The following is a 26091-nucleotide window of genomic DNA, read 5'->3' on the forward strand; positions in this document are numbered from 1 at the left end:
TTAATACAATTTATTCATATGCCAACAAATGTTCAAAAATGATACAAACATAACATCCCAATTTCCAAAGTTCATGAAAAACCATTTACAGAAAAAACCTTTTATTATTATGCGAATAATCTCGAGACTAGGAATATATATGTAATATAAAAGTTCTATGACTTATAAAATTTTAATAATTATGAAAATGGATAATTTTATCCTGCCTTAATAAAATGTTTTAAAACCAATCTAAAACCGCTAAAAGAAAGCGATTACAAAAATAGAGAGATTTTTAGGTATGGGGGGTTTTTATGGAAGTGAAAAATAGGTTGGTAAGGCTAGACAATATCTATAAGACTTTTAACCGAAATGAAGTCCTTAAGGGTGTCTCTCTAGAAATTTATGAATCTGAAGTAATCTCGATTATCGGTGGAAATGGTGCTGGAAAGAGTACACTGATGAAGATTCTTACAGGAGTCTATAAAGCGGATAGTGGAAGTATAGAGGTAAATGGAGAGAAGATGAACCAATTTAATCCATCGATTGCGCACGAAAAAGGAATCTACTTGGTGCCTCAAGAACCCTTATTATTTCCAAATATGTCAGTTGAGCAAAATCTCACAATTGGGTTGAATAGGAAAAAACAAGAGGTAAGGGAGCAGGCAAAGAAATTAATTCACCAACTAGGCTGGGATTTGGATTTGAATAGATATGCAATTTCATTGTCAATTGCTGAGCAGCAACAAGTAGAAATCATAAAAGGTCTGTTAAGGAATGCGAAGATCCTTATTTTAGATGAACCAACATCTTCTCTAACATTTGCAGAGACGAAAAGCTTATTCAAACTAATTGAGAAGTTAAAGGCCGATGGTGTAGGAGTTTTTTATATCACTCATAGACTTGATGAGGTTTTTCAGATATCGACACATGCTGTCATTCTACGAGACGGTAAAGTGACGTTAAAAGGTGAAATCCAGGACTTCACAAAAGAAATGTTAATTAATGGATTGTTACCAGTAGAAAGCAAACGAAACGGTAAAGAAGAATTTAGGAAAAGGTTCATAAATCGTGATAAAGAAGAACCGATCCTTAAGGTCAAAGATATTAGTGGTGATGGTTTTAAAAATATAAGCTTCGATGTTTATAAGGGGGAGGTAGTCGGCCTTGCAGGTCTTGTTGGGGCAGGTAGAACTGAAATTGCAGAGGCTATATATGGAATTAATAAGATAAGTAGCGGGAAAGTTTATTTGAATGGAAAGGATATTACGGACTTACCAGCAAACGAAACAATTGAAAGTGGCTTAGCCTATATTCCGGAGGATCGGTTTCTAAACGGAACTTTTTCAATTAGTTCGGTAAGTAGTAATATCACTGCACAAGTAATCAGAAATCAAGGCTTTTTCCTAAAGAAAGATTTGGAAGAAGCAATTACGAATGAATACGTTAATAAATTAAGCATTAAAATAAGTAGCCAAAATGATGAAATTAAATCATTGTCTGGCGGAAATCAACAAAAAGTAATCATAGCCAGGATTTTATCAACGAATCCACAGCTTATCATAATGGATGAACCTACCAGGGGAATTGATGCAGCAGCGAGAAGTGATATTTACTCGATTATCACTCAACTAAAAGAACAAGGATATTCGATTTTATTGGTCTCTTCAGATTTAGAAGAAATTGAAAGAATTAGTGATCGAATATATGCCATTTATCGTGGAACGTGTGAGGATTGTCTTGGATTTGATGAGATTAATGCAACAAACGTGATGAGTGCTGCATTTGGAACATACAAGAATCCAGTTCAAAAAGGAGGATGAAAAGGACCGAGAAGATCAAGGCGGTGCAGCTTCGAGTACCGGAGCGTATGCAGTTAATACGTGAGGAACGGAGAAGCAAGCCAACGCAGAAATTCGATGCGTCATTTTTACCCGACTTTTTGAACATCCTCTTAAAGGAAGAAGTGATAGGCATGTCTAAAATCATCAATCTAACAAAGCATAGGGAATTTAGAACCATTATCTTCTTGATTATCATTTTTTTGCTGGTAGGTCTAGTTAACTCTGACTTTCTTGCTCTGGAAAATATACTAAATTCTGTGAAAAATAGTTTGCTATATATAGTCCTTGCTGTTGGATTGACTTTCGTTCTATTGACAGGAGAAATTGATATCTCTGTTGGAGGTACTTTGGGACTAAGCGCTGCAGTAAGCGGTGTCATTGTGAGGGATGGAGGAAGTATCTTCCTAGCATTTATTGTAGCGATTGCCATTGGCGCGTTGATCGGTTTAGTCAATGGAATAGGGGTTACAAAACTAAAAATATCTTCGTTCATTATGACTCTAGGTATGTTGGAAATTGTAAGGGTTGTACAAGTAATTTACACAGATGGAAAATGGATTGAAAATCTTCCTGCAAATTTCAAGCAGATCTCACAGATTGATCTACTGGGAATGAATCTATTAGGGATTATTGTGATTTCAGCCGTTATTATCCTACATCTTTACTTGTCAAATAGTAGGAAAGGGAGGTACTTCTCGGCTATTGGTGATAATGAGGATGGAGCTATATTAATGGGAATACCCGTAATAAGGTATAAAATCATATCATTTGTCATTTGCGGAATCTCAGCTAGTTTAGCCGGACTCATCTTTGCAAGTCAGGTTGGTTTTATTTCAACCACTGCGGGGTTAGGGATAGAGATGACGGTAATCGCAGCCGCTGTTCTTGGAGGAGTCTCCTTAAGCGGGGGCATAGGTTCTGTCATTGGTGCGGCGATTGGAGCCATTATTATGAGTTCAATTAATTCGGCTTTAGTATTCTTAAAAGTTCCAGCATTTTGGAATGCCACAATCTCAGGGTCTCTATTGATCATTATTGTGGTAGTTGATGTACTCATTTTCCGTAGAGCTAATAAGAGGGCGAAAAAGGAAAGGTTAAATGCGAGAGTGCTAACTTTGAAGGAGGAGGTGTGAAGTTTGAGATGCTGAAAAAAATACCGAAGTGGAATTTGATCCTTTTTCTAACGTTAGTTGGTGAAATTATTATCTTTGGTTTAATTAACCCAAGGTTTTGGAATATAAATGTTCTTTTAAATAGTTTTAATGACTTTGTGGGAATTGCCATCATTGCTTTTTTTGTGACATTTGTCGTTATTACAGGTGGTATCGATATTTCAGGGGGATCTATTATCGGGCTAACCTCTGTAGTAACGGGTATTCTAGCACAATTTGTTGGAATGAATATTTGGATTGCGGCTCTTTTAGCAGTACTAGTTGGAGGATTCTGTGGTTTGCTGAATGGAGTACTTATCGCATATGCCAAAGTTCAGGCCATGGTTATAACGCTAGGCGGAATGCTTTTATATAGTGGAATTGCAATTGTATTAGTTGGTTTATCGGGAACAAGCACATATGAAGGGATTTCTGGATTTTCGCAAGAGTTTATAAATCTAGCAAATGGAAAAATTCTTGGAATACCAAATTCCGTTATCCTCTTTCTTGTAATACTAGTGATTGCTTATATTCTACTTCATAGAACGAGATATGGGAGATACATCTATTTAACTGGAATTAATCAAAACGCTGCGGATTACTCAGGTATTGATACTAGGAAGATTATCACTAGTACCTATATTTTATCTGGGTTAAGTGCAGGTGTTGCTGGGGTAATTTTAACTTCGTATTTGGGAAGTTCTCGAGCCGATTTCGGTGCGGAGTATTTAATGCCAATTTTAACAGCTGTTGTCCTAGGAGGAACATTAATAACTGGAGGTAAAGGGGGTGTTATCGGCACTGCACTTGCAAGCATAGTTGTTGGTTTCTTAAAGCTAGGATTGCAAATGGGAGGAGTTCAAACACAATATATAGGTTTAGCTACAGGATTGCTCTTAATTACTTCGGTTGCATTCTTAGGTGTTCCAGGATTCAAGTCCAAGGTGAAAAGGTTCTTAACGATTAAAAAGGACAGAGGGGGAAATCTACATGCGTAAATCCAAGTTTTTTAAACTATTAACGGGAGTGGCTCTTTCCACATTATTATTAGCAGCCTGTAGCGGTAAAGATGCTGGAAACAGTACAGATAATGGTTCCGGTGGAGAAAAAGATGCAGGAGATATTGAAGTAGTCTTTATTCCGAAAATGACGGGGAATGCATTTTTTGAATCAGGAAATGATGGAGCACAAGAAATGGCCGAAAAGATTGGATTTAATGTGAAATATGATGGTGCACCAGAGGGTACAGTTGCAAATCAGGTGCAGATTATTAATAGTGCAGTCAATAGTGGTGCGGATGCAATTGCGATATCATCAGTTACCTCAGATGGTTTAAATCAAGCTTTACAAAAAGCATTAGATGCAGGAATTAAAGTTGTTACGTGGGATTCAGATGTTGACCCGAAATATCGAACTGCATATATAAATCAAGGTACACCAGACATCCTTGGTGCAATGCTAGTCGACATGGCAGCAAGTCAACTTGAAAATCCTGATGAAGCACAACAGGTCGCATGGTTCTACTCAAGTCCAACTGTGCCTGATCAAAATTCATGGGTTGATTATGCAAATAAATATATAAAAGAAAAATATCCTAAATGGGAAGTTGTAACAACTCAATTTGGTGAAGGGAATGAACAAAAATCTCTCCAAGTGGGTGAAAGTATTTTAGATTCATATTCAGATATCGATATCATTATTTGTCCTGACTCAACTGCTCTACCTGCAATGGCACAAGCGGCACAAAATAAAGGACTAAATAAGGATGATGTGATCATTACTGGATTTGCATCTCCAAATTCTATGAGACAGTATATTGAAAATGATACGATCGAAAACCATGGTTTATGGGACGTAAAAGACCAAGGGGCTCTCGCAGTCTATATTGCATACTATTTAGCTCAAGGAAATGAACTAAAAGTGGGTGACACTGTAGATGTTCCGGAACTAGGGGAGGTAAAAGTAGAGCCAAATACTGTTCAAGGTTATGAGTACGAGGCCGAAGATTCCGGAATTATTGTATTACCTGAAAGGATCGTATTCACGAAGGATAATACAGGCGACTATGATTTCTAAAACCCTACTTTGGACGAATTTTCGCTTATTTCTTTTTGATACGATTCTAGATATACAGTAAGGAGAGGAAGAAAAAAATGGCAGATGTAATTGGAAACAAAGCGGCAAAGAAATTTTTAGAGGAAACTCCTTTTGCCAATAACGGTAACTTTCATGTGAAAGGAGCAGCTAATTTAGATTGGGGAATGAAGGATCGATTATCAAGAATTTTTAATCCTAAAAGTCAAAAGACAGTCATGTTGGCTTTCGACCATGGATATTTTATGGGACCAACATCTGGCTTAGAAAGATTAGATATCCTTATTCCAAAATTAGCAAATTACGCTGATTGCTTAATGGGAACTAGAGGGGCAATCAGAAGTAGTGTCCCCCCAACCTTTAATAAATCAATAGCGCTCCGGGCGTCATCAGGCTCAAGTGTATTGCAGGATGACTTGAGTCACGAATCGATGGTTGTTGATATTGAAGATGCAATTCGAATGAACGCAAGTGCGATAGCCATCCAAACCTTCATCGGAGCTGATGGGCAAAAGGAAACAATCGAACAATTAAATAAAGCAGTCAATTTAGGAACGAGGTATTCCATACCAACTATGGGTGTTGTTGCAGTCGGGAAGGAAATGGAACGCACAACCCAATTCTTCCTCTTAGCAACTAGAATGCTAGCAGAATTTGGTGTGCAAATTGTCAAAACCTATTATTGTGATGATTTTGAAAAGGTAGCCTCCGCTTGTCCTGTACCATTAGTAGTTGCGGGCGGTAAGAAGATCCCTGAAAAGGATGCACTTTCCTTAGCTTATAATTCGATACAGGGAGGAGCAGCTGGAGTTGATATGGGAAGAAACATCTTCCAATCAGAATACCCTGAGGAAATGATTCAGGCTGTTGGAAAGGTTGTTCATGAAGGATATACGGATAAAGAAGCATATGAGTTTTTCTTAGATTTAACGAATCAATAATCCAAAATTATTAGACATCAAGCTTCTGCCTAGATAAAGGTAGAAGCTTGATTTTTGTTGGTCTTTTCAGAAAGTATTTTAACTTTTTAGATTAGTACGATATAATTTAGTTATATTTCGTTTTACGAAATATTGAAAGGGGAAATTCAAATGGCATTATTACGTTCAGAAGTACCTGTTGAGCAAACATGGAACCTACAAGATTTATTTGAAACAGATGAAGCTTGGGAGAGAGAGCTTTCGTCTGTTGAAATTGACATCCAAACCGTAACTCAATTTAAGGGGACTGTTGGAAAGAGTGCTAAGAACTTGCTGGATTGCTTATTGGCAAAAGACGCACTTCAGGAAAGAGTTATGCGTGTAGTGAGTTATGCAGATTTACATATGTCGGTAGACGGTACGAATTCCGTTTATCAAACAAATGCTGCCAGGGCTGCATCCTTGGTCTCCAGTGTAAGTGCGAGTATGTCATTTATAAAATCAGAGCTACTTGCATTAGACTCAGAAACCATCCAATCTTACATACAAGAGGAACAAGGATTACAGGAGTTCATAAAAACGTTATCAGATATCTTAGAGGCCAAGGAATATACACTATCCCCTGATGCAGAGGAAGTGTTAGCTGCGTTTGGTGAGGTGATGGATTCTCCATATATGATCTACCAAAGAAGCAAAACATCAGATATGCAGTTTTCAGCATTTAAGACGAATGATGGCAACGAACATCCACTTACCTTTAACTCATTCCCAAAATATGAGGACTCTCCAGATACGGAATTGCGTCGTAAGGCTTCTGCAGCATTTGCTGAAACACTGGATAAATATAAAAATACCTATGCTGCCACATTGGCTACAGAGGTAAAAAAGCAAGTCATTGAAGCGCGCTTACGTGGGTTTGAGTCTGTAACAGATATGCTACTTGATGAACAACAGGTTACAAAGGAAATGTATCATAATCAGTTACATACCATTCAAACTGAGTTAGCGCCACATATGCGACGCCTTGCTAAATTAAAGCAGCGCGTACTAGGGCTTGAAAAAATGTATTATTGTGATTTAAAGGCTCCGCTTGATCCAGACTTTGACCCAGAGGTAACGTATGAGGAGGCTTCAAAGTATGTTCTTGATGCCATCCAGGTTATGGGGCCGGAATATAGTAAGATTATGGAGGAAGGCATTCATAATCGCTGGGTCGATTTAGCTGATAATGTTGGGAAACGATCGGGTGCATTTTGTTCGAGTCCATATGGTGCCCACCCATATATTTTAATGACATGGAATAATTCTATGCGAAATACGTTTACTCTTGCACATGAATTGGGACATGCTGGTCACTTTGTGCTAGCGGGGCGTAATCAACGCATCTCAAACAATCGCCCTTCACGTTATTTTATCGAGGCGCCTTCTACCATGAATGAGATGCTGTTGAGTAGACATATTCTTTCACAATCCAATGATGAACAGATGAAGCGCTGGGTGATTTTACAATCGTTAGGTACCTACTATCATAATTTCGTAACACATATATTAGAAGGTGAATTACAACGTCGTGTCTATGAGTTGGCTGATAAAGGAACTCCAATTACAGCAAAACTGTTATGTGAACAAAAAACAGAGTTGCTGTCGACATTCTGGGGAGATGATGTCGTAATGGATGAGCTAGCTGCTTTAACATGGATGCGTCAGCCACATTATTACATGGGTCTATATCCATATACGTATTCAGCAGGTCTGACTGCTTCAACAGCTGCCTCCCAGATGATTCAAGAAGAAGGACAGCCTGCAGTGGATCGCTGGTTATCTGCATTAAAAGCAGGTGGAACACTGAAACCACTTGAGTTGATGAAGCTTGCAGGTGTGGATATGTCAACTCCAGAACCAATTAAAAAAGCAGTTGCCTATGTTGGTTCATTGGTAGATGAGCTTGAAAGAAGTTTTAATTAAAACGATTCAACCTAGTCATTTTGGCTAGGTTTTTTTGTGTAAAAATGATTTTGAGGCATAAGATAAGGAAAGTGAAATTTTAAAGCTTGTACAATGATTCATTTATTCGCCTATGTAGTACAATAGTAGTAAAAGATTCAGATAACATAAAATGGGGGATTCACATGGATGAAATGGAAAAGCATTATTCAGACGATAAATTTTGGGAAAAACTTAAAAAGTTTGCGTTAAGAGCGGGCCATTCAGTCGTATATACGGCACTATTACTTTACTATGTACTTCAAAAACCTGATTTACCTGCAAAAGCAAGGGTGACGATCCTGGCAGCGTTGGGGTATTTTATTTTTCCAGTGGATCTCATTCCAGACCTTGCAGTAGGTATCGGCTTTACAGATGACTTAGGTGCCTTAGGTGTTGCTCTATTCCAAGTGGCCATCCATATTGATGACAATGTCAAAGCAAAGGCAAAAGCAAAGTTAGTTGATTGGTTTGGAGATGATGTCGATACCTCAGAAGTGGATGAAAAACTCTAAAAAAGTTTAACAGAACTACCCTTACTTTGCCTGGGGTAGTTCTTTTTTTAGAGTGATGGATCGTGGTGTTCTGGGTTCATAATGCAGGACTCCTTTTTCTTTAAGGCGATCCAGATATGCTTTAATTGTGCTTGTTGAACTCACCGAAGTACAGAGTCTAGAAAGTTCACGCATCGTCGGAGCTTTGTGGAATTTCTTCATATATTTTTCAATTTGTTCAAGTAATTCCTGTTCGGTGTCCTCCATTCGCATCTGCAGTGTTCTAATTTGCAAACTTAACAACTCCTTTTTTCCTTGGTACATCTGCAGACAAAATGCTATCTATTTTAAACGTTCTTTTTTTATGACGAAGCAAGCAATAGGCTTTGATAGTATGTTCATTGATTTCGTAAACCTTGATTAGACGTTGTGTAAGTATGCCATTTTGAGACATATAGATGATTTCGATAGGTGTGTGCTGAATTAGTGCACGTTGTAAAATCCCGCGCATGTAATCATCTCCTTTTTTCTATTATATACGAACATATATTCTATTATCAACAAAAACAAGAACATTTATTCGTGTTTTGGGGAATGTGAAAATAAATTAAGGATGTATGAAAACAGGAGTACCGATTGGAATGGTTCGTGCCAGTTCCTCGACATCACGGTTATACATTCGAATGCAGCCTTTTGAAACGAATTTACCGATAGAGCTTGGTTCATTGGTTCCGTGGATTCCGTAGTGTTCTTTCGATAAACTCATCCACATTGTGCCAAACGGTCCGCCTGGATTCGGTGCTTTATTAATGATGATAAAGTTTCCGATAGGTGTGGCATGAAGCATTCGGCCAACCCCAATAGGGTATTGTTTCTGTAAGACTCCATTTTTCAGTAATCGTAAATGACGGTTCTGAGTAGAAATCTCAATTTTAAAGGGAATCGTTGAAGGGTCTGGGAAACCTGGAATAATAATGGATTGTCCAGGATAAATCAGATCGGGATTAATAGAAGGATTTGCTCGAATGATTTCAAAAAGTGGTTTCCGATAATCTCTGGCGATTTGATTCAGTGTTTCGCCAGGTTTTACTGTATGATTCAATAGGAGTACCTCCTTCTTTACAGGCAGGATTTATTATTATCTTATTTACTTGACCATGAAAAGAGCCTGTACCTGTGGTTTGAAAGTCATCCTATGTTAAGTGGAATAAAAAAACACCAGGCTACAAGACCTGGTGTTTTATGATTTGGGTGTAATGGTTGAAGTTGATTGTTGCGTTGGGTCTGCAATTCTTTTTCCGGGAATGCCGTTTGTCTCCAGCAATTCGATGATCTTATCAAGATGTTCTTCATTTTCAACAACAACGAAATTGAAGAATGGGAATATACTTTTGACCTTAATCGTTAACTTATAGCTGAAATTTATACGGTCGTTAATGCCATACAAATCATGCCACCGGACAATTCGTTCGACTTCATATTCCTTGACTCGGCTATAGGAAAAATATCGGCCCTGAAGGATAATACCTTTTGGTAATAAAAAGAGGTTTCCACGGTGGCGAACTGCACTAATGAGAGCAAAAAAGAAATAGGCCATAGAAAAAAAGGAAGACCCTAAATAATCTGTTGTAAGAATGACAAGTAATAGTCCTATGAGAACTACGATTACAGCCGCCGTTCCCCATTTGACAATTTTATAAGATCTCGTTGATTTAGAAAGTGGCTCCATTTCCTTATACTCACTTGGGATGAGGAGGCCACGGAACTCTTCTTCCGTTTGCGGGAAAAGGGCTTCTTTTGAAAGATCGACTGCCTTTTTAATACTGATTCTGTATTGAATCAAATAATGCACACCAAGTATGAAAACAATCGAAAAAAAGATATCTACAAACAAATAATCACCGACTTTTATTTTTACATTATTTTCTATATATCTATTTTTTCATACTTTTGGCTTTTTGAAAAGTAAAAAAGACCACATTGATGTGGCCTTCCTATTATGCTTGTTTTGCATCTTCAACGATATGGTATAGCAGGTGAGCGAGGTGATGGATTGCTCCATACTCCTGCTCTTCGTCCTCTGATTCTTCATCTGAGAACTCGAGGTCATTCAGGTACAATGCCATAAATTCATAAAAATCCTTAAGCTCAAATGAGAAACAGTATGTAGGTTCTTCACTATCCTCTTCATATTGAAGGACAAGATAATGGATATTCCCTTCGGCATCAGCGCCATCGAAAAAGACGAAAAAACCAATATTTGTATCAAGCTCAAATAAGTGTCTTGTACCACCTTCAGTCACTCGATTAAAATCGTCTTCTTCAAGTATACCGACCTTCATTGCTTCAACAGCATCTTCTTTATGAAATGAAACATTTATTGATTTCAAAGATCACACCTCCTTAGGCTCATCTTTAGATTGTACTAAAAATATAAAAAGTAAAACAGCTAAAAGAAATTTATCGATTTTTAAGATTACTAGATTTTCAGGTATAGAACCTAAAAACCCTGGCTATCCTTGTTAAAGAGGTGAGGGACAAAATGAAAATGACAATTGCATTAATCCTATCGTTCGGAATTTTAACAGGATTTTATAACAATCAGGAAGAAATCATTCAAAAAAATGATCTAGTGGATATTAAAGAAATGGCAGATAAAAATGAAGTTGAAATTTCATCTTGGATGGCCTTATCTCGAGGTAAGGTCGGACAAGCAGATAATGTACATGAAATGAAACAACAAATTGAAACATTCATGAGTAATCATGGTTCATATAATTGGAAAAGCATTCTTAAAGAAGAAAACAGCCATTATGTTTGGCAAGGATTAAAAGAAAATGATAACGGAATTACGGAGTCCATTAAGCTAAAAGCCTATAAATCGGGTGATAAGTACGAGATCGCGATTACGAATGAAGCAAAAGGTAATCAGCTTACTGCAGACCATGTTGAGTGGGTAAGTGAAACTTTTCTGGAAAGTAATACTTTTTATACAGTTTCCGGTGTGATGAAATCCAAAACCAACCAATTAGATGAGGTTGCCGCAAAGATGGTTGGAGATGTGAATGCAACGATGGTGGAACAGTTACAAGAAAAGAAATTTGTGTCAGTTTCAGCTTATTCAAAAGTTTTCGAATCTGAATTGAAAACAGCGAAAGAGGAAAAAATTAATCTTCAACTAGGTTTACGAGCAGATGCAGATAAAAATGAAATTGATGTAACGATTGGAACACCAATTATTACAACTGAATATTAACGGAGTAGGCTTGGAGAGAATTCCAAGCCTACTTTTATTTACAGAAACTTTACAAAATCTTATCGTTTCAAAGAAAGCTCTCACTTTATAATATAGATAGAGATATAGACATCATGTTAATTTTGTACAAAGGTAGGGGCCCATGAAGACAAATCATTTACGTAATCTACTGCATTTTCTAGCTTTTTTGAATAAGAAAAAGGGCACATTATACCAAGAATACAAACGAGACGAAGAACTTAAGAAACTCATGGATAAATCAAAAGTAAAAACAGTTTTTCAACCGATACTCTCGCTAGGTGAAGGATCTACTATAGGCTTTGAAATATTAAATAGACCTGAAAGCACCGTACATTTTCCGACAACAGAAACCTTTTATGACTATGTTGGGGAAAGCTCCTATGTCTTTATGGTGGAACAATTCTTACGAAATCTTTCGATTGAACGGTTTGCGGAGCAGGTGAAAAACCAAAATGGCTATACGACTCCGGTTGTGTTTCTTAACATACAAACGCAAGTATTGGCAGACCCCTGTTGGCGGAGCGGGATTACGAAGGAATTACTAGAAAAACATAATCTATCCCCGAGCCAAATCGTATTAGAGTTAACGGAAAAACAATCTGTCATAAACTATAATCAATTTAAAGAATTAATCGAACATTATCGGAAACAAGGTTTTCGAATTGCGGTCGATGATGCGGGCACTGGATATAATAGCTTACAAACTCTCGTGTACCTTAAGCCTGAATTCATTAAGCTGGATAAATCCCTTATCCGGAATATCCACTGTTACCGTGAAAATCAGCACTTAGTGAAGCTGTTAGTAAAATATGCGATGCAGGTAGGGACAAAAATTATCGCCGAGGGCATTGAAACAGAGGATGAACTTAAATATTTGCAAGGTATTGGTGTACACATGGGGCAGGGATATGCACTTGGAAAGCCGATGCCAGAGCTCCAGCAAGGAAGAGTGCCTAAAGTAAATATGCACCAGCAACTAGCGTTAACCCTGTAAAAAAGGAAGGCCCTTGTTTACACAAGAGTCTTCTTTTTTATGTTCTCTTCATAGTCTTCCAGTGTAAGGTATATACTGTTTCTGATTGATTTACAGTAGCTTTTTACTTTTGCTGATTCCTTGCTTAATTGTTCAAGAGATGTAATGTGTCTCTCTTTATTTTGAATGATTGCAATAGAGATGCTAGCCAAGGGTAGTTTTTCGAAAACCCCTTGTCTATTTATCCCCGTCACATATCCTTTTTCAAAGTCCTCCTTCGAGTAGAAAATCTGCAAGGAATCGGTAAACCGCGCAATGATACTGTCACATATGGCTCTATAGTGGTGATGTGGAATCGTTGCAATAAAATCATCACCACCAATATGCCCGATAAAGGTAGGATCATTTTCGGTGGTCGTGATTACTTCAGAAAGAATCAATGCAGTTTCTTTAATGAGTTCATCCCCCTTTGAAAACCCGTATGTATCGTTAAAAGCTTTAAATGAATCAATATCAATATACAATACACTGAACCTATTAAATGTTAGAACCTCTTGCAGTGTTTCTTTTATTACATTGTTTCCGGGTAATCCGGTTAGTGGGTTCGAGTAGCGTGCATTTCTTATCTGTATTTCAGCGAGTTTCATAATAAGTTCTCGAATACTAACGATTCCAAAGAAGGCATTTTTCTTTGTTACAATCACAATATCGTATATATGCTCTAACTTCCGATTCATTGCAAGAGAACTCACTTCTGTTAATGGAAGGCTATAATCGACAATTAAGATTTCTTTGTCCATAACGAGATCAATCGTCCGCTTCATAAAAAGATCAAATCCATATTTGGTGGAAAGCCTTTGAAAAAAGTGTGTCTTCATGACCAACCCAACTGGTTTATTGTTCATGCAAACTACAATTCCCTCGATGCTAGACTCTTTTTCAAATATTGTATACACATCTTCACATTTTGTTGAAGGAGACACAATGAAACTATCTTTTGCTATTTCTCCTACCACAATGTCCATTTAACTGTCATCTCCCATACTATTATTTTTCTAGATGCAGCTACTACATTTACATTCCTATAGGAATAGAGAAATAATACCAATTACCCATAATAAGATTATCAATCTCCTATTAATAATTTAATGTAACATCGTTAATATTTTGTAAATAAAGTATTAATTTTCAAGTTTTTGTCAATAAGTATAACGTTCATATTAGCTTCATTTCCTTGGAGGCGTGTGAGCATATTTTGTGATTTTTTCAAATTGTATGCTAAATTAATAGAATATACTTCGAAGAAAGGATGAATAGTATGTCACTTGAGAGTGTAAAAGAGCATTTTAAAAAATGGAACCGTGAAAAAGATGTGATGGAGTTTGATTCAGTAAGTGCAACCGTTGATCAGGCTGCTGATACAATCGGCGTTGCTCCTGAACGGATTGCAAAAACCCTTTCCTTTCGAGGAAAAGAGGATGCTGCCATTTTAGTTGTAGCAGCAGGGGATGCAAAAATTGATAATAAAAAATTTCGTGATACCTTTGGATTTAAGGCAAGAATGCTGTCTGCAGAAGAAGTGGTCGAACAAACTGGACATGTCATAGGTGGTGTTTGTCCGTTTGGCCTAGCAAATAATCTTGACGTTTACTTGGACGAGTCCCTAAAGCGTTTCACCACCGTATTTCCAGCATGCGGCAGTATTAATTCTGCTATCGAACTAACCTGTGATGAACTATTCCAATACTCCGAAGCAAAACAATGGGTCGACGTATGCAAAGGCTGGCAACCCGAACAAACAGAACAAAAAGAAGCAGTCCAAAACAAATAAGTGGGTCGGAGGGACAGGTCCCTCGTCCCACCATATTTTTACAGGGATAATGAAATCGTTTGGGTGGGTACAGGAGAATCACCTTCATCGAGGGTATGAAGGGGAAAACATTGCGGTGGATCCAGAGAAATCCCTTCATCGGGGTTATGAAGAGGAAAACGAGTTGGTAGATCAGGATAAATCCTCATCATCGAGGTTATGAAGGGGAAATCATTGCGGTGGCTCCAGAGAAATCCTCTTCATCGAGGTTATGAAGAGGAAAATGAGCAGGTGGATCGCGATAAATCCTCATCATCGAAGTTATGAAGGGGAAATCATTGCGGTGGATCCAGAGAAATCCTCTTCATCGAGGTTATGAAGAGGAAAATGAGCAGGTGGATCGCGATAAATCCTCATCATCGAAGTTATGAAGGGGAAAACATGGCCGAGGCCCCCGATAAATCCTCATCATCATGTTCAATTTGCCCCCCACGTCCCAAGCCAATTCCCCGACATTAGCATTATTTAAATCTTGTACAATACCAAAACACAATTAATCGGAACCCATCAAACCCAACTAACATAATCTGTTATGAAGGCCCAAAAATCCATACTAAAAAATGAGCAACAGGAGGGTTACAGATGTTTTATGCACGGTTGGTTCAATATACACTAGGAAATGGGCAGAGGTTAACTGCAGAGAAGCTAACAAAAGAGTTTGATCGAGTTAGTAGAGAGCTAACGGGATTTAGAGGGAATGTTTATTTTTTTGATGATTCCTCTGGTGAATATCGAGCAGTAAACTATTGGGATACCAAACAAGATGCCGAGTCTGCACATAAGGTAATCTCTCCAAAATTAGAAGAAGCGTTACAGCAATATACCAATGTAAAGCCTATTTATCGCTTCTTTGAAGTATTTGATGCCATTGATGATGGAGAGATTATCTCATCACATACCATAACTAAATGAAGAAACGAGCTTGGAAACTCAAGCTCTTTTTATGTGCCAACAAATAGTTGGGACGGAGGAATGTACGACTATACCATATTTTCACAGGGACAATGGACCTGTCCCTGTGTCCCATTATTTTTTCTTGTTGTATCCACGTTCATCGTAGGGTTGGAGGTGTTCTAACCATTTGTTTTCGAGTTCTTGTAATGCTTCTTTTTCATTGAAGTAGGGATCGTTTTTCTTTTTGAGTGTTTCTAGTATCTCAAAATTGAATGCACTTGCGCCGTAATGATTCCAATCTTCTTGGAGTGCTTTGTTCGTAGGTGAGGCTGTGCCTGCTTCTAAACTGAATTTTAACCCGTTTAACGTTTTAAAGTTTCTCGTGCTTCCAATGAAAAGCTTCCCATTCTGATTGTTCTTTATCTGGTAAACACCTGCTTCAATTGGCATTTCTTTATATTGTTGTTTCAGTTCTTTTTTTCGATCCATAGTGGACACTCACTTTCTTCTCATTGTTTTAGCCAATATTGACTGCCATCTTTCTTTCTTTCTAAAAATCCATAACTGATTAAATATCTTCGTATCAATACAAAATCTTCATACAATCCTTTTAATATCTGGTTGATTTCTCTTTCGGTGTATGTGATGTTACTCTCAAAACGTTTTGTTATTTCTCGCAAAACAATCAGTCTTTGTTTTTCTTTTGGTGGGAATTTTAATAAACGACCATTGATCCCTTCTGGTAAAAACTTATCAATGATTTCTTGTTGCTCCTGCTCTGTAACAGCATATCGATCATCAACCATTGTCGCTGTTTTATGAGGGGTAACAAAGGCTGGTGCGTATTGATCTTTTTCTTTTAGCAGCTCCATGATGGCTAGGAAGGTCTTGGCTTGGCGTTCTTTTTCTTTCAATGCAAAACGATGATGTCTAATTGTAGAGGTACTGCCAATCCCCATGTCTGCTTGAACTTCTTTATCGCTTTTTCCTTGGTAGAAAAGACGAAGCAACTGATTTTGATGATCCGTAAGCCCAGTTAGTTTTTTATCAAGCTCGATTAAGTAATCAAATACAGATTGATGGGTGGCTTCGATATGAATACGCATATACCTCTCCGCTTCATAAAGAACTTTTTTATGAGGATAAATGACCCCTTTTTCTATTTTCTTCCCGCATAAAAGGCAGACATATGAATCTGACTCTTGGATATACCCCTTTTTAAGTTCATCTAGTGAGGCGTTCCAAAAATTTCCCGACATATCCATTGTTTAAACACATCCGTTCAAAGTTTGGTTGAGAACAAACACTTTTAAAAAATGTTCATCTTTTAACCAAAATTCTATAGTGCCTTTAGCTGAAAGTCAAACACTTTATCCAATTGTTTGTATAAAAGTAAACGTTTTGTATGAAGGTTTAATTTTTACGCAAAAAAAGACTAGGACCTATTTATCCTAGTCTTTTCATTTATTCAACCAGCCCCAGCTGTTTTAATCCGTTGTATACGCCGGAGTGCTCGACATCCGTTGTTTTATATTTTGCATAAGAAAATAAATCGGGATTGGCATTCCCCATGGCAAATCCAGATCCGACTGCTGACGGCATTTCTTTGTCATTCATGCCATCTCCAAAAGCAGCCGCTTGTTCAGTTGATATGTGAAGGGCAGCTAACACAGCTTTTACGGCAACCCCTTTGTTTACCTTATCACGAATGACATCGTGACATGTCCTCATACCATCCACATTAACGGAGGAGAGGTGAATCCCATCGATATGTTCGAACCTTTTTTCTGAATGTTCCTCAGTCGTAATAATCGTCGAACCTAAAATTTCTTCTTTTTTCGTTTCATCGTAAATCGCATTTTTTCGTAGATGGAAGGTTTTGATGAACTCTTTTACAATTTTAGATTCCATGCTAGTGAAGATATTTTTGTTTTGCGAATATAGAACAATATCGTAATTGTTTTCCTTGGTCGTATGTAAAAGGTTGTCAACTAAGCTAGCTGGAAGTGGTTCGTTAAACAGTGTTACACCACGATGAATGGCAAATGCACCGTTATATGCAATATAGGATGAAATTGAGAGTTCATCTCCAATATCCGTTATTTCATGAAGCGGTCTACCAGTTGCGAGAAATACTTCAATTCCACTTTGCTGAAGGTGAGCAACCGCCTTTTTGGTGGATTCTTCAATGGTATCGTCCGGTCGTAAAATCGTTCCGTCTATGTCAAGAAAGACAATTTTTATATCAGGCATTTATTTTCTCCTTTTTAACTTTATTCAGCGTTCATCGCTCATTTAATACAATTAGAAATTAATTCATAGTGGAGGTTCAAACTTAAAATGAATAAAGTTAAAGCCTCCGGCGGATGCCACGATTTTTCAAAGGTAATTTTTCGAGCTTAAGATCAAAGACTAAAAACGCTACGTCCTGTGGCAACGTTTTTGTGACCCACATCGTGTGGGCCTAAAAAAAACGTGCTCCAAATACGCAAATCCGTATTTGATAATAGTATACCACGTTAGTTTGAAACCATATGGGGTGTTTATTCGTATTAATAAGTATGAAGGAGGGGACGACATGCGTGTAAAAATGGGAGGCATCATATTATTACTAGTATTCCTTTTACTTTTTCCGATGCAAGGTTTTGCGGTCGATTTTTGGATCAATGATGTAAAAATGGATGCGCAGTTGCAGGATGATGGTACTGTGCACGTAACGGAAACACATACATATGAATTTGATGGTGAGTTTAACGGGATAACAAGGACTGTCATCCCGAAGGAAGGAAGTACGATTAAGGACTTTTCCGCTACTGAAAATGGAGCGGAGTTACGAGTAGAAAAGGAAGATGAACTTTATAAAATTCATCGTAAGGGTGAGGACGAGACAATAACAGTCACACTTACCTATACGATTGAAAAGGGCTTAGAAATTTACCAAGATGTAGCCCAATTTTATTGGCCATTCTTTGATAATCGGAATGAGGCAACTTATGAAAATCTCGTCATCACCGTCCACCCGCCTCAATCAACAAGCGACGTGATTGCGTTCGGGTATGATGAGGCATTTCAAAAGGAAACTGTGAAATCGGACGGCTCTGTTGTTTATCAGTTCGGAAAGGTTCCGAGTGAAACAAATGGAGATATTCGGATTGCTTATGATGTTAGTCTTTTTTCTGGAGCAGGCTATGTAACCTCTGATAAACCGATGAAAGCAGAAATTATGAATGCAAAAAATGAACTACTTGCAAAAGCGCAGGAATGGACAGAGACACAAGACACTCTATCTAAGGTAGCGATTGTGTTAGTACCGCTTTTGGCATTAGTCTTTATGATCATAATGATTCGAAATCGGATGGAAGGTCGAGCAAGGTTAGCTATGATAAAAAGGGAGATGACAAATCCGGGTGCACTCCCGAAACAGGATCTTAGCTTGCCTGCAACTATCCGTTTTACTAACTACAATTATTTACCGCAAGGGCAGTCGATGGCAGCTGCGTTATTGGATTTGGTGAGGAAGAAAATGGTTAGACAGGTGACGGATGAAAAATTCCAGCTTATGAATCAGTCCGGGGCACTGCCACATGAGAACATCTTAATTGAGTGGTTATTTGAAAAAATTGGCCAAAATGGGGAGTTTAGTTTTAAAGACCTAGAAGACTATTCAAAAAACAAGAAGAACTCTGATAGTTACTCAGGCTTCCAAATGAAATGGGGCGAGGCTGTTCGAAACGAAGTAAAGGAACGCCATCTCTATGAGGACAAATCAAAGTTTAAATTGTTTCTTGGGCTGTTAAGCATTTTACTGGTTCCATTTTTAATCTTGTTCCCAATGTATGAGTTATTTTCTTGGTTTGTTTTGGATTTGATTTTATTTGGGGGAATCATCATTTATTTGATTGCCTATCGTCCGAAAAATAAGGAAGGCTTGCGAATACAGCATGAATGGCAAATGTTTAGAGAACGTTATAAAACATTGTCAGCGGATGAATGGAAAAAATGGTCCGAGGATGACCAGATGCGTGCCTATATTTACGGACTTGGTATGGGAGATAAGGAAATGAAAAAGCAGAACGAGGATTTGATATCCGCGATCACTAAGCCTCATTACAATAATAGCGCTGGTTTTTATCCGTATTCGGTAGCCTCATTTGGCTATGTTGGACCTAACGCATCAGCCCACTTTGAATCTGCCAATGAATCCATAGGAAGTGGGAGCAGTAGTTCAAGCAGCATAGGTGGAGGAGGAACCGGTGGCGGTGGAGGCGGTTCTGGCGCATTTTAGGGACACAGGGACAAGTCCCGCGTCCCACCATATTTTTACAGGGACAGTGTAGCTGTTCCTCTGACCCACAAATTAAAGCGGGAGCCCAAGGGCTTCCGCTTTGCCTATTGTCAGTATAATTTTCCTTGTCGAAATAGGACTGTTGATAGTCTTGTGACGGCATGAATATAACAGTTTTGACGCAGTGTGAAGGAGTCTCCGAAGAACGTCGGTAAGATCCCTTCCAATGTTGCCTTCATTTTCTGCAATAGCTGACTAAACACTTCTTCCTCGGAATAAAATTGAGTTTCGCGACCCTGCAGCCACTCTAAGTAAGAAACGATAACACCGCCTGCGTTTGCGAGAATGTCCGGTACAATCAGGACACCTTTTTTACCTAAGAAATCGTCCGCGTCCTTAGTTATAGGGGCATTCGCACCCTCGACAATAATGGGTGCTTTAATTTTCTCCATATTATCCTTATTGATTTGATCCTCTAAGGCAGCGAGAATGAGGGTGTCTACATCCAGATAAAGGATGGCTTCTCGGTCAAGGATTTCAGCCTTAACGCCAGCTGCGGCTAGCTCCTCATCAGAAATAGGGAGATCTCCTTTGTTACTCTTCGTGAATTTTACAAGGGATGGGACGTTTAAACCGTCCTCATTAAATAAAGTAACATTCCGGTCACTAACAGCTATAACTTTATTTTGCAAATTAGAACATTGATAAGCCTCTAGAGCCGCGACAGAACCAACATTTCCGAAGCCTTGTACTGCGAGCTTCAATGCCTGATTTTCAAATTTGACCACTGTCTTTGCAAACACATTATCGGTTTTCGTAAGTAGGCTCTTTTGATTTTGGAGAAAATCATGAAACAGATATCGGAACGTAAAATAGACACCTTTCCCGGTAGCTTCACGTCGTCCTAATGAACCGCCATTGACCACGCTTTTGCCGGTAAAACTCCCGCGATATGGTGTGCCAGGTCGGATGCTTTTATATTCTGCCATCATCCAATCCATCTCACGCTCGCCTGAACCAACATCTGGTGCTGGGATATCTTTATCAGGACCGAGACTATCTGAAAAGTAACGAACATATTTTTTACAAATGAGATGTAGTTCTTTTTCAGAAAGTGTTCTAGGATTGATAACGAGTCCGCCTTTTCCTCCACCAAAAGGAACGTCATGAAGGGCATTCTTTAATGTCATCAGAGATGCGAGGTTAATTACTTCATCTTCATTAACTGTTTCGTGAAAACGAATCCCACCCTTATAAGGACCTAAAGCATTATTATGCTGGACGCGATAGGCTGGAATACGAACCACCTGACCATTTTCTAATGGGATTCTTAAAAAAGACTTATGAACATGATTCGGGGTTGATAGTATTGAGGCTAGTGAGGTAAAAGCTTGCTCACGTGTTTCCCCAGATAACTCTGGAATAAACGTGTCATCCTTCATTAATGCATCTAATGATTCTTGGACAATCATCTTTGTTTTATTCAATTCCATTCCTCCTTGTTGAAAGCGTTGTTACACCTACAATTGTAACATATTGACGGTGAAAGTGTGGGTCTGGGACACTGGACCTGTCCCCTTGTCCCGTTGCGCTACATAAAACTGGCAGATGGAAGGAAAATACTAGAATGGAGGGATTTTGATGAAATTTATTATTATTGGTGGCGATGCAGCGGGTATGAGTGCTGCTATGCAAATTGTACGGAATAGCTCAGGAAATTCGATTACCGTGTTTGAGAAAGGTGGTATTTATTCATATGGTCAATGTGGGTTGCCTTATGTGATAGGTGGAAAGATTGAGTCCACAGACAAAGTGATTGCAAGAACACAACAAGAATTCAAAGAAAAGTATGATATTGATGCAAAGGTCTTTCATGAGGTAAAGAGCATAGATGCGAAACAAAAAGTCGTACGAGGAATTAATCTTTCCACAGGGGAAAACTTTGAACAAGAATATGACCGTTTGCTAATTGCGACGGGTGCCAGTCCAGTTGTCCCAAATTGGGAAGGGAGTTCACTCCAGGGCGTCTTCACACTTAAAACAATACCGGATACTGAAGAAATTTTAGATTATGTCTACAAGGGCTTCCGTGATGTTAAAGACGTAACTATCATCGGTGGTGGTTACATAGGTCTTGAAATGGCAGAAAGCTTTGCGGAAATAGGAAAAAACGTCACTATCATTGAGAGAAATGATCAGCTTGCTGGAATTTTCGATCGAGATCTTGCTGACCTTATTCATGATGGGGCGAAGAAGCATCATCTAGCATTAAGACTTGGGGAATCAGTAGAAGGTTTTATTGGAAATAGCTTTGTTGAATCTGTAAAAACGGATAAAGGTGAAATTAAATCGGATTTGGTTTTAATTGCCGTAGGAGTGAAGCCAAATACAGCGTTTATTAATGGTACGGGAATTGTAACTGGAATAAAGGGAGCAATCGAAGTAAATTCGTCTATGCAAACAAATGTGGAGGATATTTTTGCAGCAGGTGACTGTGCAACACAGTATCACCGAATCAAGGAGCGGGATGATTATATTCCCCTTGGGACTCATGCCAACAAACAGGGGCAGATCGCTGGCTTGAATATGGTCAATTTACATAAAACCTTTAAAGGTGTAGTTGGAACATCGATTATCAAGTTTTTTGATTTAACGCTTGGTCGAACTGGGCTTTCAGAAAAAGAAGCGGAAAGGTTGAATATACCCACTGATTTTGTCACAATCCGTGCCCGAGACATTGCGGGCTATTATCCAGATGCAAAGAAGATGACCGTGAAATTAATCTACCATAAAGTCACCCGTAAGCTTCTTGGTGGACAAATTATTGGCGAAAGTGGCGTAGACAAACGGATTGACGTCCTATCCACGGCCCTATTTCACAAGATGTCTATAGACGAATTATTGGATTTAGATTTAGCATATGCGCCACCATACAATGGTGTTTGGGACCCCATTCAGCAGGCTGCAAGAAAAGCGAAATAGGGACGTAGGTTTTTGTCCTACCAAAAATTGGTGGGACAAGGACCTGTCCCTGTGACCCACCATGCTTGACGTTTTTGGTGGGGTCTTATATTATATGGGAAGATACTTGGTTTAATCGAGAGAGGTTCATAGCTCATAACCCTCTATAAAAAACTATGGATACATGACTATGATGCCATGTCCATATTGGACGTGGCTTTTTATATGTTTGTCCAATATAGTTTGAAAAGAATAGTAGAACAGGGAGGTTTTTTCATGTCAGGAAGAAGTCATGAAGAAGGATTGAATGATTTAACTTTACTTGGAAATCAAAATACAAAATATAGTTTTGAGTACGCACCAGAGGTTTTGGAGTCTGTTGATAATTTACATCCAGACCGAGATTATTTTGTGAAGTTCAATTGCCCGGAGTTTACGAGTCTTTGCCCACTGACACATCAGCCGGATTTTGCAACGATGTACATTTCGTATGTTCCAGATAAGAAAATCGTAGAAAGCAAGTCTTTAAAACTGTATTTATTTAGTTTCCGTAACCATGGTGATTTTCACGAGGATTGTGTGAACATCATTATGAATGACCTTATTAAACTATTGGATCCACGTTATATCGAGGTATGGGGCAAGTTTACTCCGCGCGGAGGCATTTCAATTGATCCTTGGTGTAATTATGGTAAACCGGGTACAAAATATGAGGAAATGGCACAGTTTCGCTTGATGAACCACGACCTCTATCCTGAAAAAGTAGATAACCGATAAGAGATTGTTTTCTATATGTAAATGCACACGTGTCCATAACGTGTGCATTTTTTATGCTCTGAAAAATTGGTAAATAATGCTTCTTCTAAATGTAATCCCTTTTACTTGACATGAACTAAATAAAATAGTTAAATCATATATGTTTAGTATGAATTAATTTTTCGATAAATCTCTCTTATAAGATAAATAAAATTACTAGCAAATGTGATTCAGAGACTAAGTGATCAATAGGATCAATAGGTAATACGAAGGGAGACGTTCTATATGTCTAAAAAAATATATATTATCCATGAAAATGATGATTGGACTTCACATTTAACAAAACGATTGGAGGAGTTAAATTTACCATATGAGGCATGGCATCTTGATAAAGGGGTCATCGATTTAACTGCAGAACCACCAGAGGGTGTTTTTTATAACCGTATGAGTGCTTCTTCGCACACAAGGGATCATCGATTTGCTCCAGAATTAACAGGCGGTATTTTAGATTGGCTCGAATTTCATAATCGCACTGTTTTTAATGGGAGTAATGCCCTTCGTCTTGAGTTAAGTAAAATCAAGCAATACACAGCGCTTGAGAAAAATGGGGTGCGCACCCCGAAAACAATTGGGGCTGTGGGCCGTGAGCAAATTATTGAAGCTGCTGAAAAGCTAGGAACAGTACCTTTTATTACAAAACATAATCGAGCAGGTAAAGGACTTGGCGTCCAATTATTCCAAACCGTAGATTCCTTGAAGGCATACGTAAATAGCCCTGCATTTGAAGAGCCAGTCGATGGGATTACGCTCATTCAAGAGTATATCCAATCACCAGAATCCTATATTACAAGAGCAGAATTTGTTGGTGGTAAGTATGTATATTCTGTACGAGTTGATACGTCAGAAGGATTTGAGCTTTGCCCTGCAGATGCATGTCAAATTGGCGATCTGTTTTGCCCAGTTGGGGAAGAGGTAGAAGTACGTCCTAAGTTTGAAATTATCGATGATGTAGATCCAGAACAAGTAGCACGTTATGAAGCATTTTTAAAAGATGTAAACATTGATGTAGCAGGTATTGAGTTTGTAAAAAATGCAGATGGTGAAGTCTTCACCTATGACGTTAATACAAATACTAACTACAACTCCGATGCAGAAGCGAAAGCGGAAAAATACGGAATGCTTGAGCTTGCAAAATTTCTTGGCGAGGCACTTAATAGAATTTAGGGACCATAGGGACGGTTCTATTGGTTCTTTCCAATTTAATGGTAAAGTGAAAACAAAGGGTAGAATGATTGCTACCCTTTGTTCGTTTGTGCCGTATGCTTTTTCTTCGTTTTTGCTGTATACATTCTAAACAATATGAAAGCGACAGCGGATAGGAATATACCGGATATATAGGGTAATCCCATTGAAATTGTATAAAGTAGTCCACCTAAAATAGGTCCAAGAATTCGTCCAAGTGAGTCGAAGGAGGACAATAATCCTGTGACACTTCCGTGTCCCGTCTTGGATCGCTTCGTCAGTAATGCCGAAACCGCAGGACGAATGATACCATTTCCTACTCCAAAAATGGTTAAATAAATCGCAGCTGTAACGAAATCCTTTGTAAATAAAATAAGGAAAAAACCAACGGCTGACACGAAAATCCCAATTTGAATGACAAAGCCTTCACCAAACCGTTTCGTTAGCCTTCCAACTAATCCACCTTGTACTATCGCTCCAGCAAGTCCCATAATCATAAAAATATAACCGAGCTCAGTCGTTCCCAACCCAGCTTTTTCCGCCGCAAAATAAGCAAACGTAGCTTCAAGCCCTGATAGGGATAAAGTGATAAAAAGAGAAAGGAAAAACAGCACACTTTCAGGACCGTTAAGTGCCTTTAACAGACCAGGTCTTTTTCGGTCTTTCGGATGTCTTTGCTCTTTTGATAGAGATTCTTTAAGGACAATCATGACGAGGAAAAAAGTAAGTAAAGACAAGGTACCTGCAATGTAAAATGGCATTTGTAAGTCTGTTTTTGAGAAAATCCCACCAATTGCTGGTCCAAAGATAAACCCTAAACCAATTGATGCACCAATGACCCCCATTCCTTTACCACGGTCTTCCTCAGAGGTAATATCGGCAGCATAGGCCATTACGGTTGGCATATTTGCGGCTGAAAGAAAGCCACCAATGATTCTGGCTGCAAACAACATCCATAATTCTGTCGATAACGCCATGAGAAAGAATGAAATCGCAAGTCCCAAAATCCCAATCATAATAACAGGCTTACGCCCAATCCGATCGGAAATTCTTCCCCACATCGGTGCGAACAAGAATTGCATTAATGAATAGACAGCCATGAGTAGCCCTAGTTCAGTAGGTGAAGCACCAAGATCTTCTGCATAAAAGGGTATAACAGGAATAATGATCCCGAACCCAACATAAACCAAAAACATAACTGCAAATAATATAGGTAATGCTTTTTTTGTATCCAACGTATGTCACTCCAGTATGATAGCTTACTTTCCTATCATAAATTAAATGAAAACAATTTGAAAGTAATCGGGGGGAGAGTCAAAAAACTTTTTTTATAAGGGACCAAGATCTTCCCATCTTCTTAACAAAAAA

General features: G+C 38.5%; 26 protein-coding genes and 1 riboswitch. Of the genes, 15 read left to right on the forward strand and 11 right to left on the reverse strand.

Going from position 1 to position 26091, the window contains the following annotated elements:
* Window positions 1-293 precede the first annotated feature (293 nt).
* From CKK03_RS02200 to CKK03_RS02230, 7 genes are all read left to right on the forward strand, one after another.
* Window positions 294-1802 carry a sugar ABC transporter ATP-binding protein gene (locus tag CKK03_RS02200; RefSeq protein WP_099360999.1) on the forward strand — a complete coding sequence of 503 codons (1509 nt, stop codon included), beginning with the start codon at window positions 294-296 and terminating at the stop codon, window positions 1800-1802.
* Window positions 1799-2956, forward strand: coding sequence for an ABC transporter permease (locus CKK03_RS02205; protein ID WP_245863959.1), 1158 nt, complete (start codon window positions 1799-1801; stop codon window positions 2954-2956). Before CKK03_RS02200 ends, CKK03_RS02205 begins: the two co-directional genes overlap by 4 nt.
* An 8-nt stretch (window positions 2957-2964) precedes the next feature.
* A complete protein-coding gene (locus tag CKK03_RS02210) occupies window positions 2965-3972 on the forward strand; it encodes an ABC transporter permease (protein ID WP_099361168.1) in 1008 nt (335 codons plus the stop codon).
* The gene (gene lsrB / locus CKK03_RS02215; protein ID WP_099361000.1) at window positions 3965-5050 is read left to right on the forward strand and encodes an autoinducer 2 ABC transporter substrate-binding protein LsrB; all 1086 of its coding nucleotides are present in this window, start codon (window positions 3965-3967) and stop codon (window positions 5048-5050) included. The genes CKK03_RS02210 and lsrB overlap by 8 nt, the downstream gene beginning before the upstream one ends.
* A 77-nt stretch (window positions 5051-5127) precedes the next feature.
* The gene (gene lsrF, locus CKK03_RS02220; RefSeq protein WP_099361001.1) at window positions 5128-6009 is read left to right on the forward strand and encodes a 3-hydroxy-5-phosphonooxypentane-2,4-dione thiolase; all 882 of its coding nucleotides are present in this window, start codon (window positions 5128-5130) and stop codon (window positions 6007-6009) included.
* Between the two features lie 150 nt (window positions 6010-6159).
* Window positions 6160-7953 carry an oligoendopeptidase F gene (pepF, locus tag CKK03_RS02225; protein ID WP_099361002.1) on the forward strand — a complete coding sequence of 598 codons (1794 nt, stop codon included), beginning with the start codon at window positions 6160-6162 and terminating at the stop codon, window positions 7951-7953.
* 164 nt (window positions 7954-8117) lie between these two features.
* Window positions 8118-8486 (forward strand): YkvA family protein, encoded by a 369-nt coding sequence (locus CKK03_RS02230; RefSeq protein ID WP_245863960.1) that lies wholly within the window; start codon window positions 8118-8120, stop codon window positions 8484-8486.
* Between the two features lie 21 nt (window positions 8487-8507).
* On the opposite strand, the gene CKK03_RS02235 is transcribed toward CKK03_RS02230, so the two are convergent.
* The 5 genes from CKK03_RS02235 to CKK03_RS02255 form a co-directional block, all read right to left on the reverse strand.
* Window positions 8508-8759 carry a LexA family protein gene (locus CKK03_RS02235; protein WP_180271123.1) on the reverse strand — a complete coding sequence of 84 codons (252 nt, stop codon included), beginning with the start codon at window positions 8757-8759 and terminating at the stop codon, window positions 8508-8510.
* Window positions 8749-8976, reverse strand: coding sequence for a hypothetical protein (locus CKK03_RS02240; RefSeq protein WP_099361004.1), 228 nt, complete (start codon window positions 8974-8976; stop codon window positions 8749-8751). Before CKK03_RS02240 ends, CKK03_RS02235 begins: the two co-directional genes overlap by 11 nt.
* Before the next feature lie 96 nt (window positions 8977-9072).
* Complete coding sequence (locus CKK03_RS02245) at window positions 9073-9567, reverse strand: L,D-transpeptidase family protein (protein WP_099361005.1); 495 nt, start codon at window positions 9565-9567, stop codon at window positions 9073-9075.
* A gap of 138 nt (window positions 9568-9705) precedes the next feature.
* Window positions 9706-10317, reverse strand: a complete 612-nt coding sequence (locus CKK03_RS02250) for a hypothetical protein (protein ID WP_245863975.1) — start codon at window positions 10315-10317, stop codon at window positions 9706-9708.
* Window positions 10318-10462: 145 nt separating this feature from the next.
* Window positions 10463-10807, reverse strand: a complete 345-nt coding sequence (locus tag CKK03_RS02255) for a cytosolic protein (RefSeq protein WP_425432837.1) — start codon at window positions 10805-10807, stop codon at window positions 10463-10465.
* Window positions 10808-11007: 200 nt separating this feature from the next.
* On the opposite strand from CKK03_RS02255, the gene CKK03_RS02260 reads away from it, so the two are divergent.
* Window positions 11008-11721 (forward strand): YwmB family TATA-box binding protein, encoded by a 714-nt coding sequence (locus CKK03_RS02260; protein WP_099361008.1) that lies wholly within the window; start codon window positions 11008-11010, stop codon window positions 11719-11721.
* 142 nt (window positions 11722-11863) lie between these two features.
* Window positions 11864-12736, forward strand: coding sequence for an EAL domain-containing protein (locus tag CKK03_RS02265; RefSeq protein ID WP_099361009.1), 873 nt, complete (start codon window positions 11864-11866; stop codon window positions 12734-12736).
* Window positions 12737-12753: 17 nt separating this feature from the next.
* Here the strand turns inward: CKK03_RS02265 and CKK03_RS02270 are convergent, their stop codons facing one another.
* Window positions 12754-13740, reverse strand: coding sequence for a GGDEF domain-containing protein (locus CKK03_RS02270; protein ID WP_099361010.1), 987 nt, complete (start codon window positions 13738-13740; stop codon window positions 12754-12756).
* 293 nt (window positions 13741-14033) lie between these two features.
* Between CKK03_RS02270 and CKK03_RS02275 the strand changes: the two genes are divergently transcribed.
* Complete coding sequence (locus CKK03_RS02275; RefSeq protein WP_099361011.1) at window positions 14034-14546, forward strand: YbaK/EbsC family protein; 513 nt, start codon at window positions 14034-14036, stop codon at window positions 14544-14546.
* A gap of 621 nt (window positions 14547-15167) precedes the next feature.
* The gene (locus CKK03_RS02280) at window positions 15168-15497 is read left to right on the forward strand and encodes a hypothetical protein (RefSeq protein WP_099361012.1); all 330 of its coding nucleotides are present in this window, start codon (window positions 15168-15170) and stop codon (window positions 15495-15497) included.
* A 114-nt stretch (window positions 15498-15611) separates the two neighbouring features.
* Here the strand turns inward: CKK03_RS02280 and CKK03_RS02285 are convergent, their stop codons facing one another.
* From CKK03_RS02285 to CKK03_RS02295, 3 genes are all read right to left on the reverse strand, one after another.
* Complete coding sequence (locus tag CKK03_RS02285) at window positions 15612-15968, reverse strand: GIY-YIG nuclease family protein (protein ID WP_099361013.1); 357 nt, start codon at window positions 15966-15968, stop codon at window positions 15612-15614.
* A 20-nt stretch (window positions 15969-15988) separates the two neighbouring features.
* Window positions 15989-16744, reverse strand: coding sequence for a DUF2087 domain-containing protein (locus CKK03_RS02290; protein ID WP_099361014.1), 756 nt, complete (start codon window positions 16742-16744; stop codon window positions 15989-15991).
* A 199-nt stretch (window positions 16745-16943) separates the two neighbouring features.
* A complete protein-coding gene (locus CKK03_RS02295) occupies window positions 16944-17732 on the reverse strand; it encodes a Cof-type HAD-IIB family hydrolase (RefSeq protein ID WP_099361015.1) in 789 nt (262 codons plus the stop codon).
* Between the two features lie 325 nt (window positions 17733-18057).
* On the opposite strand from CKK03_RS02295, the gene CKK03_RS02300 reads away from it, so the two are divergent.
* Window positions 18058-19764 carry a DUF2207 domain-containing protein gene (locus CKK03_RS02300; protein WP_099361016.1) on the forward strand — a complete coding sequence of 569 codons (1707 nt, stop codon included), beginning with the start codon at window positions 18058-18060 and terminating at the stop codon, window positions 19762-19764.
* 110 nt (window positions 19765-19874) lie between these two features.
* On the opposite strand, the gene CKK03_RS02305 is transcribed toward CKK03_RS02300, so the two are convergent.
* Window positions 19875-21251 carry a Glu/Leu/Phe/Val family dehydrogenase gene (locus CKK03_RS02305; protein WP_425432834.1) on the reverse strand — a complete coding sequence of 459 codons (1377 nt, stop codon included), beginning with the start codon at window positions 21249-21251 and terminating at the stop codon, window positions 19875-19877.
* Between the two features lie 154 nt (window positions 21252-21405).
* Between CKK03_RS02305 and CKK03_RS02310 the strand changes: the two genes are divergently transcribed.
* From CKK03_RS02310 to CKK03_RS02320, 3 genes are all read left to right on the forward strand, one after another.
* On the forward strand, window positions 21406-22746 hold the full coding sequence (locus tag CKK03_RS02310) for an FAD-dependent oxidoreductase (protein ID WP_099361018.1): 1341 nt from the start codon (window positions 21406-21408) through the stop codon (window positions 22744-22746).
* A gap of 115 nt (window positions 22747-22861) precedes the next feature.
* A riboswitch (PreQ1 riboswitch) is annotated at window positions 22862-22909 on the forward strand.
* A 92-nt stretch (window positions 22910-23001) separates the two neighbouring features.
* Window positions 23002-23502 (forward strand): preQ(1) synthase, encoded by a 501-nt coding sequence (gene queF, locus CKK03_RS02315; RefSeq protein WP_099361019.1) that lies wholly within the window; start codon window positions 23002-23004, stop codon window positions 23500-23502.
* Between the two features lie 264 nt (window positions 23503-23766).
* Window positions 23767-24705: an ATP-grasp domain-containing protein gene (locus CKK03_RS02320; protein WP_099361020.1), complete on the forward strand. Its 939-nt coding sequence runs from the start codon at window positions 23767-23769 to the stop codon at window positions 24703-24705.
* 71 nt (window positions 24706-24776) lie between these two features.
* On the opposite strand, the gene CKK03_RS02325 is transcribed toward CKK03_RS02320, so the two are convergent.
* Window positions 24777-25958 carry an MFS transporter gene (locus CKK03_RS02325; RefSeq protein WP_099361021.1) on the reverse strand — a complete coding sequence of 394 codons (1182 nt, stop codon included), beginning with the start codon at window positions 25956-25958 and terminating at the stop codon, window positions 24777-24779.
* Between the last annotated feature and the right edge of the window lie 133 nt (window positions 25959-26091).

It is taken from the genome of Fredinandcohnia onubensis (assembly GCF_002734215.1).
Lineage (GTDB): Bacteria > Bacillota > Bacilli > Bacillales > Bacillaceae_L > Ferdinandcohnia > Ferdinandcohnia onubensis.

What these genes read in the sequence shown, in the direction of transcription:
- CKK03_RS02205 (WP_245863959.1), top strand. Translation starts at nt 1,799, where the DNA reads ATGAAAAGGACCGAGAAGATCAAGGCGGTGCAGCTTCGAGTACCGGAG.
- CKK03_RS02260 (WP_099361008.1), top strand. Translation starts at nt 11,008, where the DNA reads ATGAAAATGACAATTGCATTAATCCTATCGTTCGGAATTTTAACAGGA.
- lsrB (WP_099361000.1), top strand. Translation starts at nt 3,965, where the DNA reads ATGCGTAAATCCAAGTTTTTTAAACTATTAACGGGAGTGGCTCTTTCC.
- CKK03_RS02275 (WP_099361011.1), top strand. Translation starts at nt 14,034, where the DNA reads ATGTCACTTGAGAGTGTAAAAGAGCATTTTAAAAAATGGAACCGTGAA.
- queF (WP_099361019.1), top strand. Translation starts at nt 23,002, where the DNA reads ATGTCAGGAAGAAGTCATGAAGAAGGATTGAATGATTTAACTTTACTT.
- CKK03_RS02265 (WP_099361009.1), top strand. Translation starts at nt 11,864, where the DNA reads ATGAAGACAAATCATTTACGTAATCTACTGCATTTTCTAGCTTTTTTG.
- CKK03_RS02295 (WP_099361015.1), bottom strand. Translation starts at nt 17,732, where the DNA reads ATGCCTGATATAAAAATTGTCTTTCTTGACATAGACGGAACGATTTTA.
- CKK03_RS02230 (WP_245863960.1), top strand. Translation starts at nt 8,118, where the DNA reads ATGGATGAAATGGAAAAGCATTATTCAGACGATAAATTTTGGGAAAAA.
- CKK03_RS02240 (WP_099361004.1), bottom strand. Translation starts at nt 8,976, where the DNA reads ATGCGCGGGATTTTACAACGTGCACTAATTCAGCACACACCTATCGAA.
- lsrF (WP_099361001.1), top strand. Translation starts at nt 5,128, where the DNA reads ATGGCAGATGTAATTGGAAACAAAGCGGCAAAGAAATTTTTAGAGGAA.
- CKK03_RS02210 (WP_099361168.1), top strand. Translation starts at nt 2,965, where the DNA reads ATGCTGAAAAAAATACCGAAGTGGAATTTGATCCTTTTTCTAACGTTA.
- CKK03_RS02300 (WP_099361016.1), top strand. Translation starts at nt 18,058, where the DNA reads ATGCGTGTAAAAATGGGAGGCATCATATTATTACTAGTATTCCTTTTA.
- CKK03_RS02200 (WP_099360999.1), top strand. Translation starts at nt 294, where the DNA reads ATGGAAGTGAAAAATAGGTTGGTAAGGCTAGACAATATCTATAAGACT.
- CKK03_RS02270 (WP_099361010.1), bottom strand. Translation starts at nt 13,740, where the DNA reads ATGGACATTGTGGTAGGAGAAATAGCAAAAGATAGTTTCATTGTGTCT.
- CKK03_RS02285 (WP_099361013.1), bottom strand. Translation starts at nt 15,968, where the DNA reads ATGGATCGAAAAAAAGAACTGAAACAACAATATAAAGAAATGCCAATT.
- CKK03_RS02255 (WP_425432837.1), bottom strand. Translation starts at nt 10,807, where the DNA reads ATGAAGGTCGGTATACTTGAAGAAGACGATTTTAATCGAGTGACTGAA.
- CKK03_RS02310 (WP_099361018.1), top strand. Translation starts at nt 21,406, where the DNA reads ATGAAATTTATTATTATTGGTGGCGATGCAGCGGGTATGAGTGCTGCT.
- pepF (WP_099361002.1), top strand. Translation starts at nt 6,160, where the DNA reads ATGGCATTATTACGTTCAGAAGTACCTGTTGAGCAAACATGGAACCTA.
- CKK03_RS02320 (WP_099361020.1), top strand. Translation starts at nt 23,767, where the DNA reads ATGTCTAAAAAAATATATATTATCCATGAAAATGATGATTGGACTTCA.
- CKK03_RS02290 (WP_099361014.1), bottom strand. Translation starts at nt 16,744, where the DNA reads ATGGATATGTCGGGAAATTTTTGGAACGCCTCACTAGATGAACTTAAA.
- CKK03_RS02280 (WP_099361012.1), top strand. Translation starts at nt 15,168, where the DNA reads ATGTTTTATGCACGGTTGGTTCAATATACACTAGGAAATGGGCAGAGG.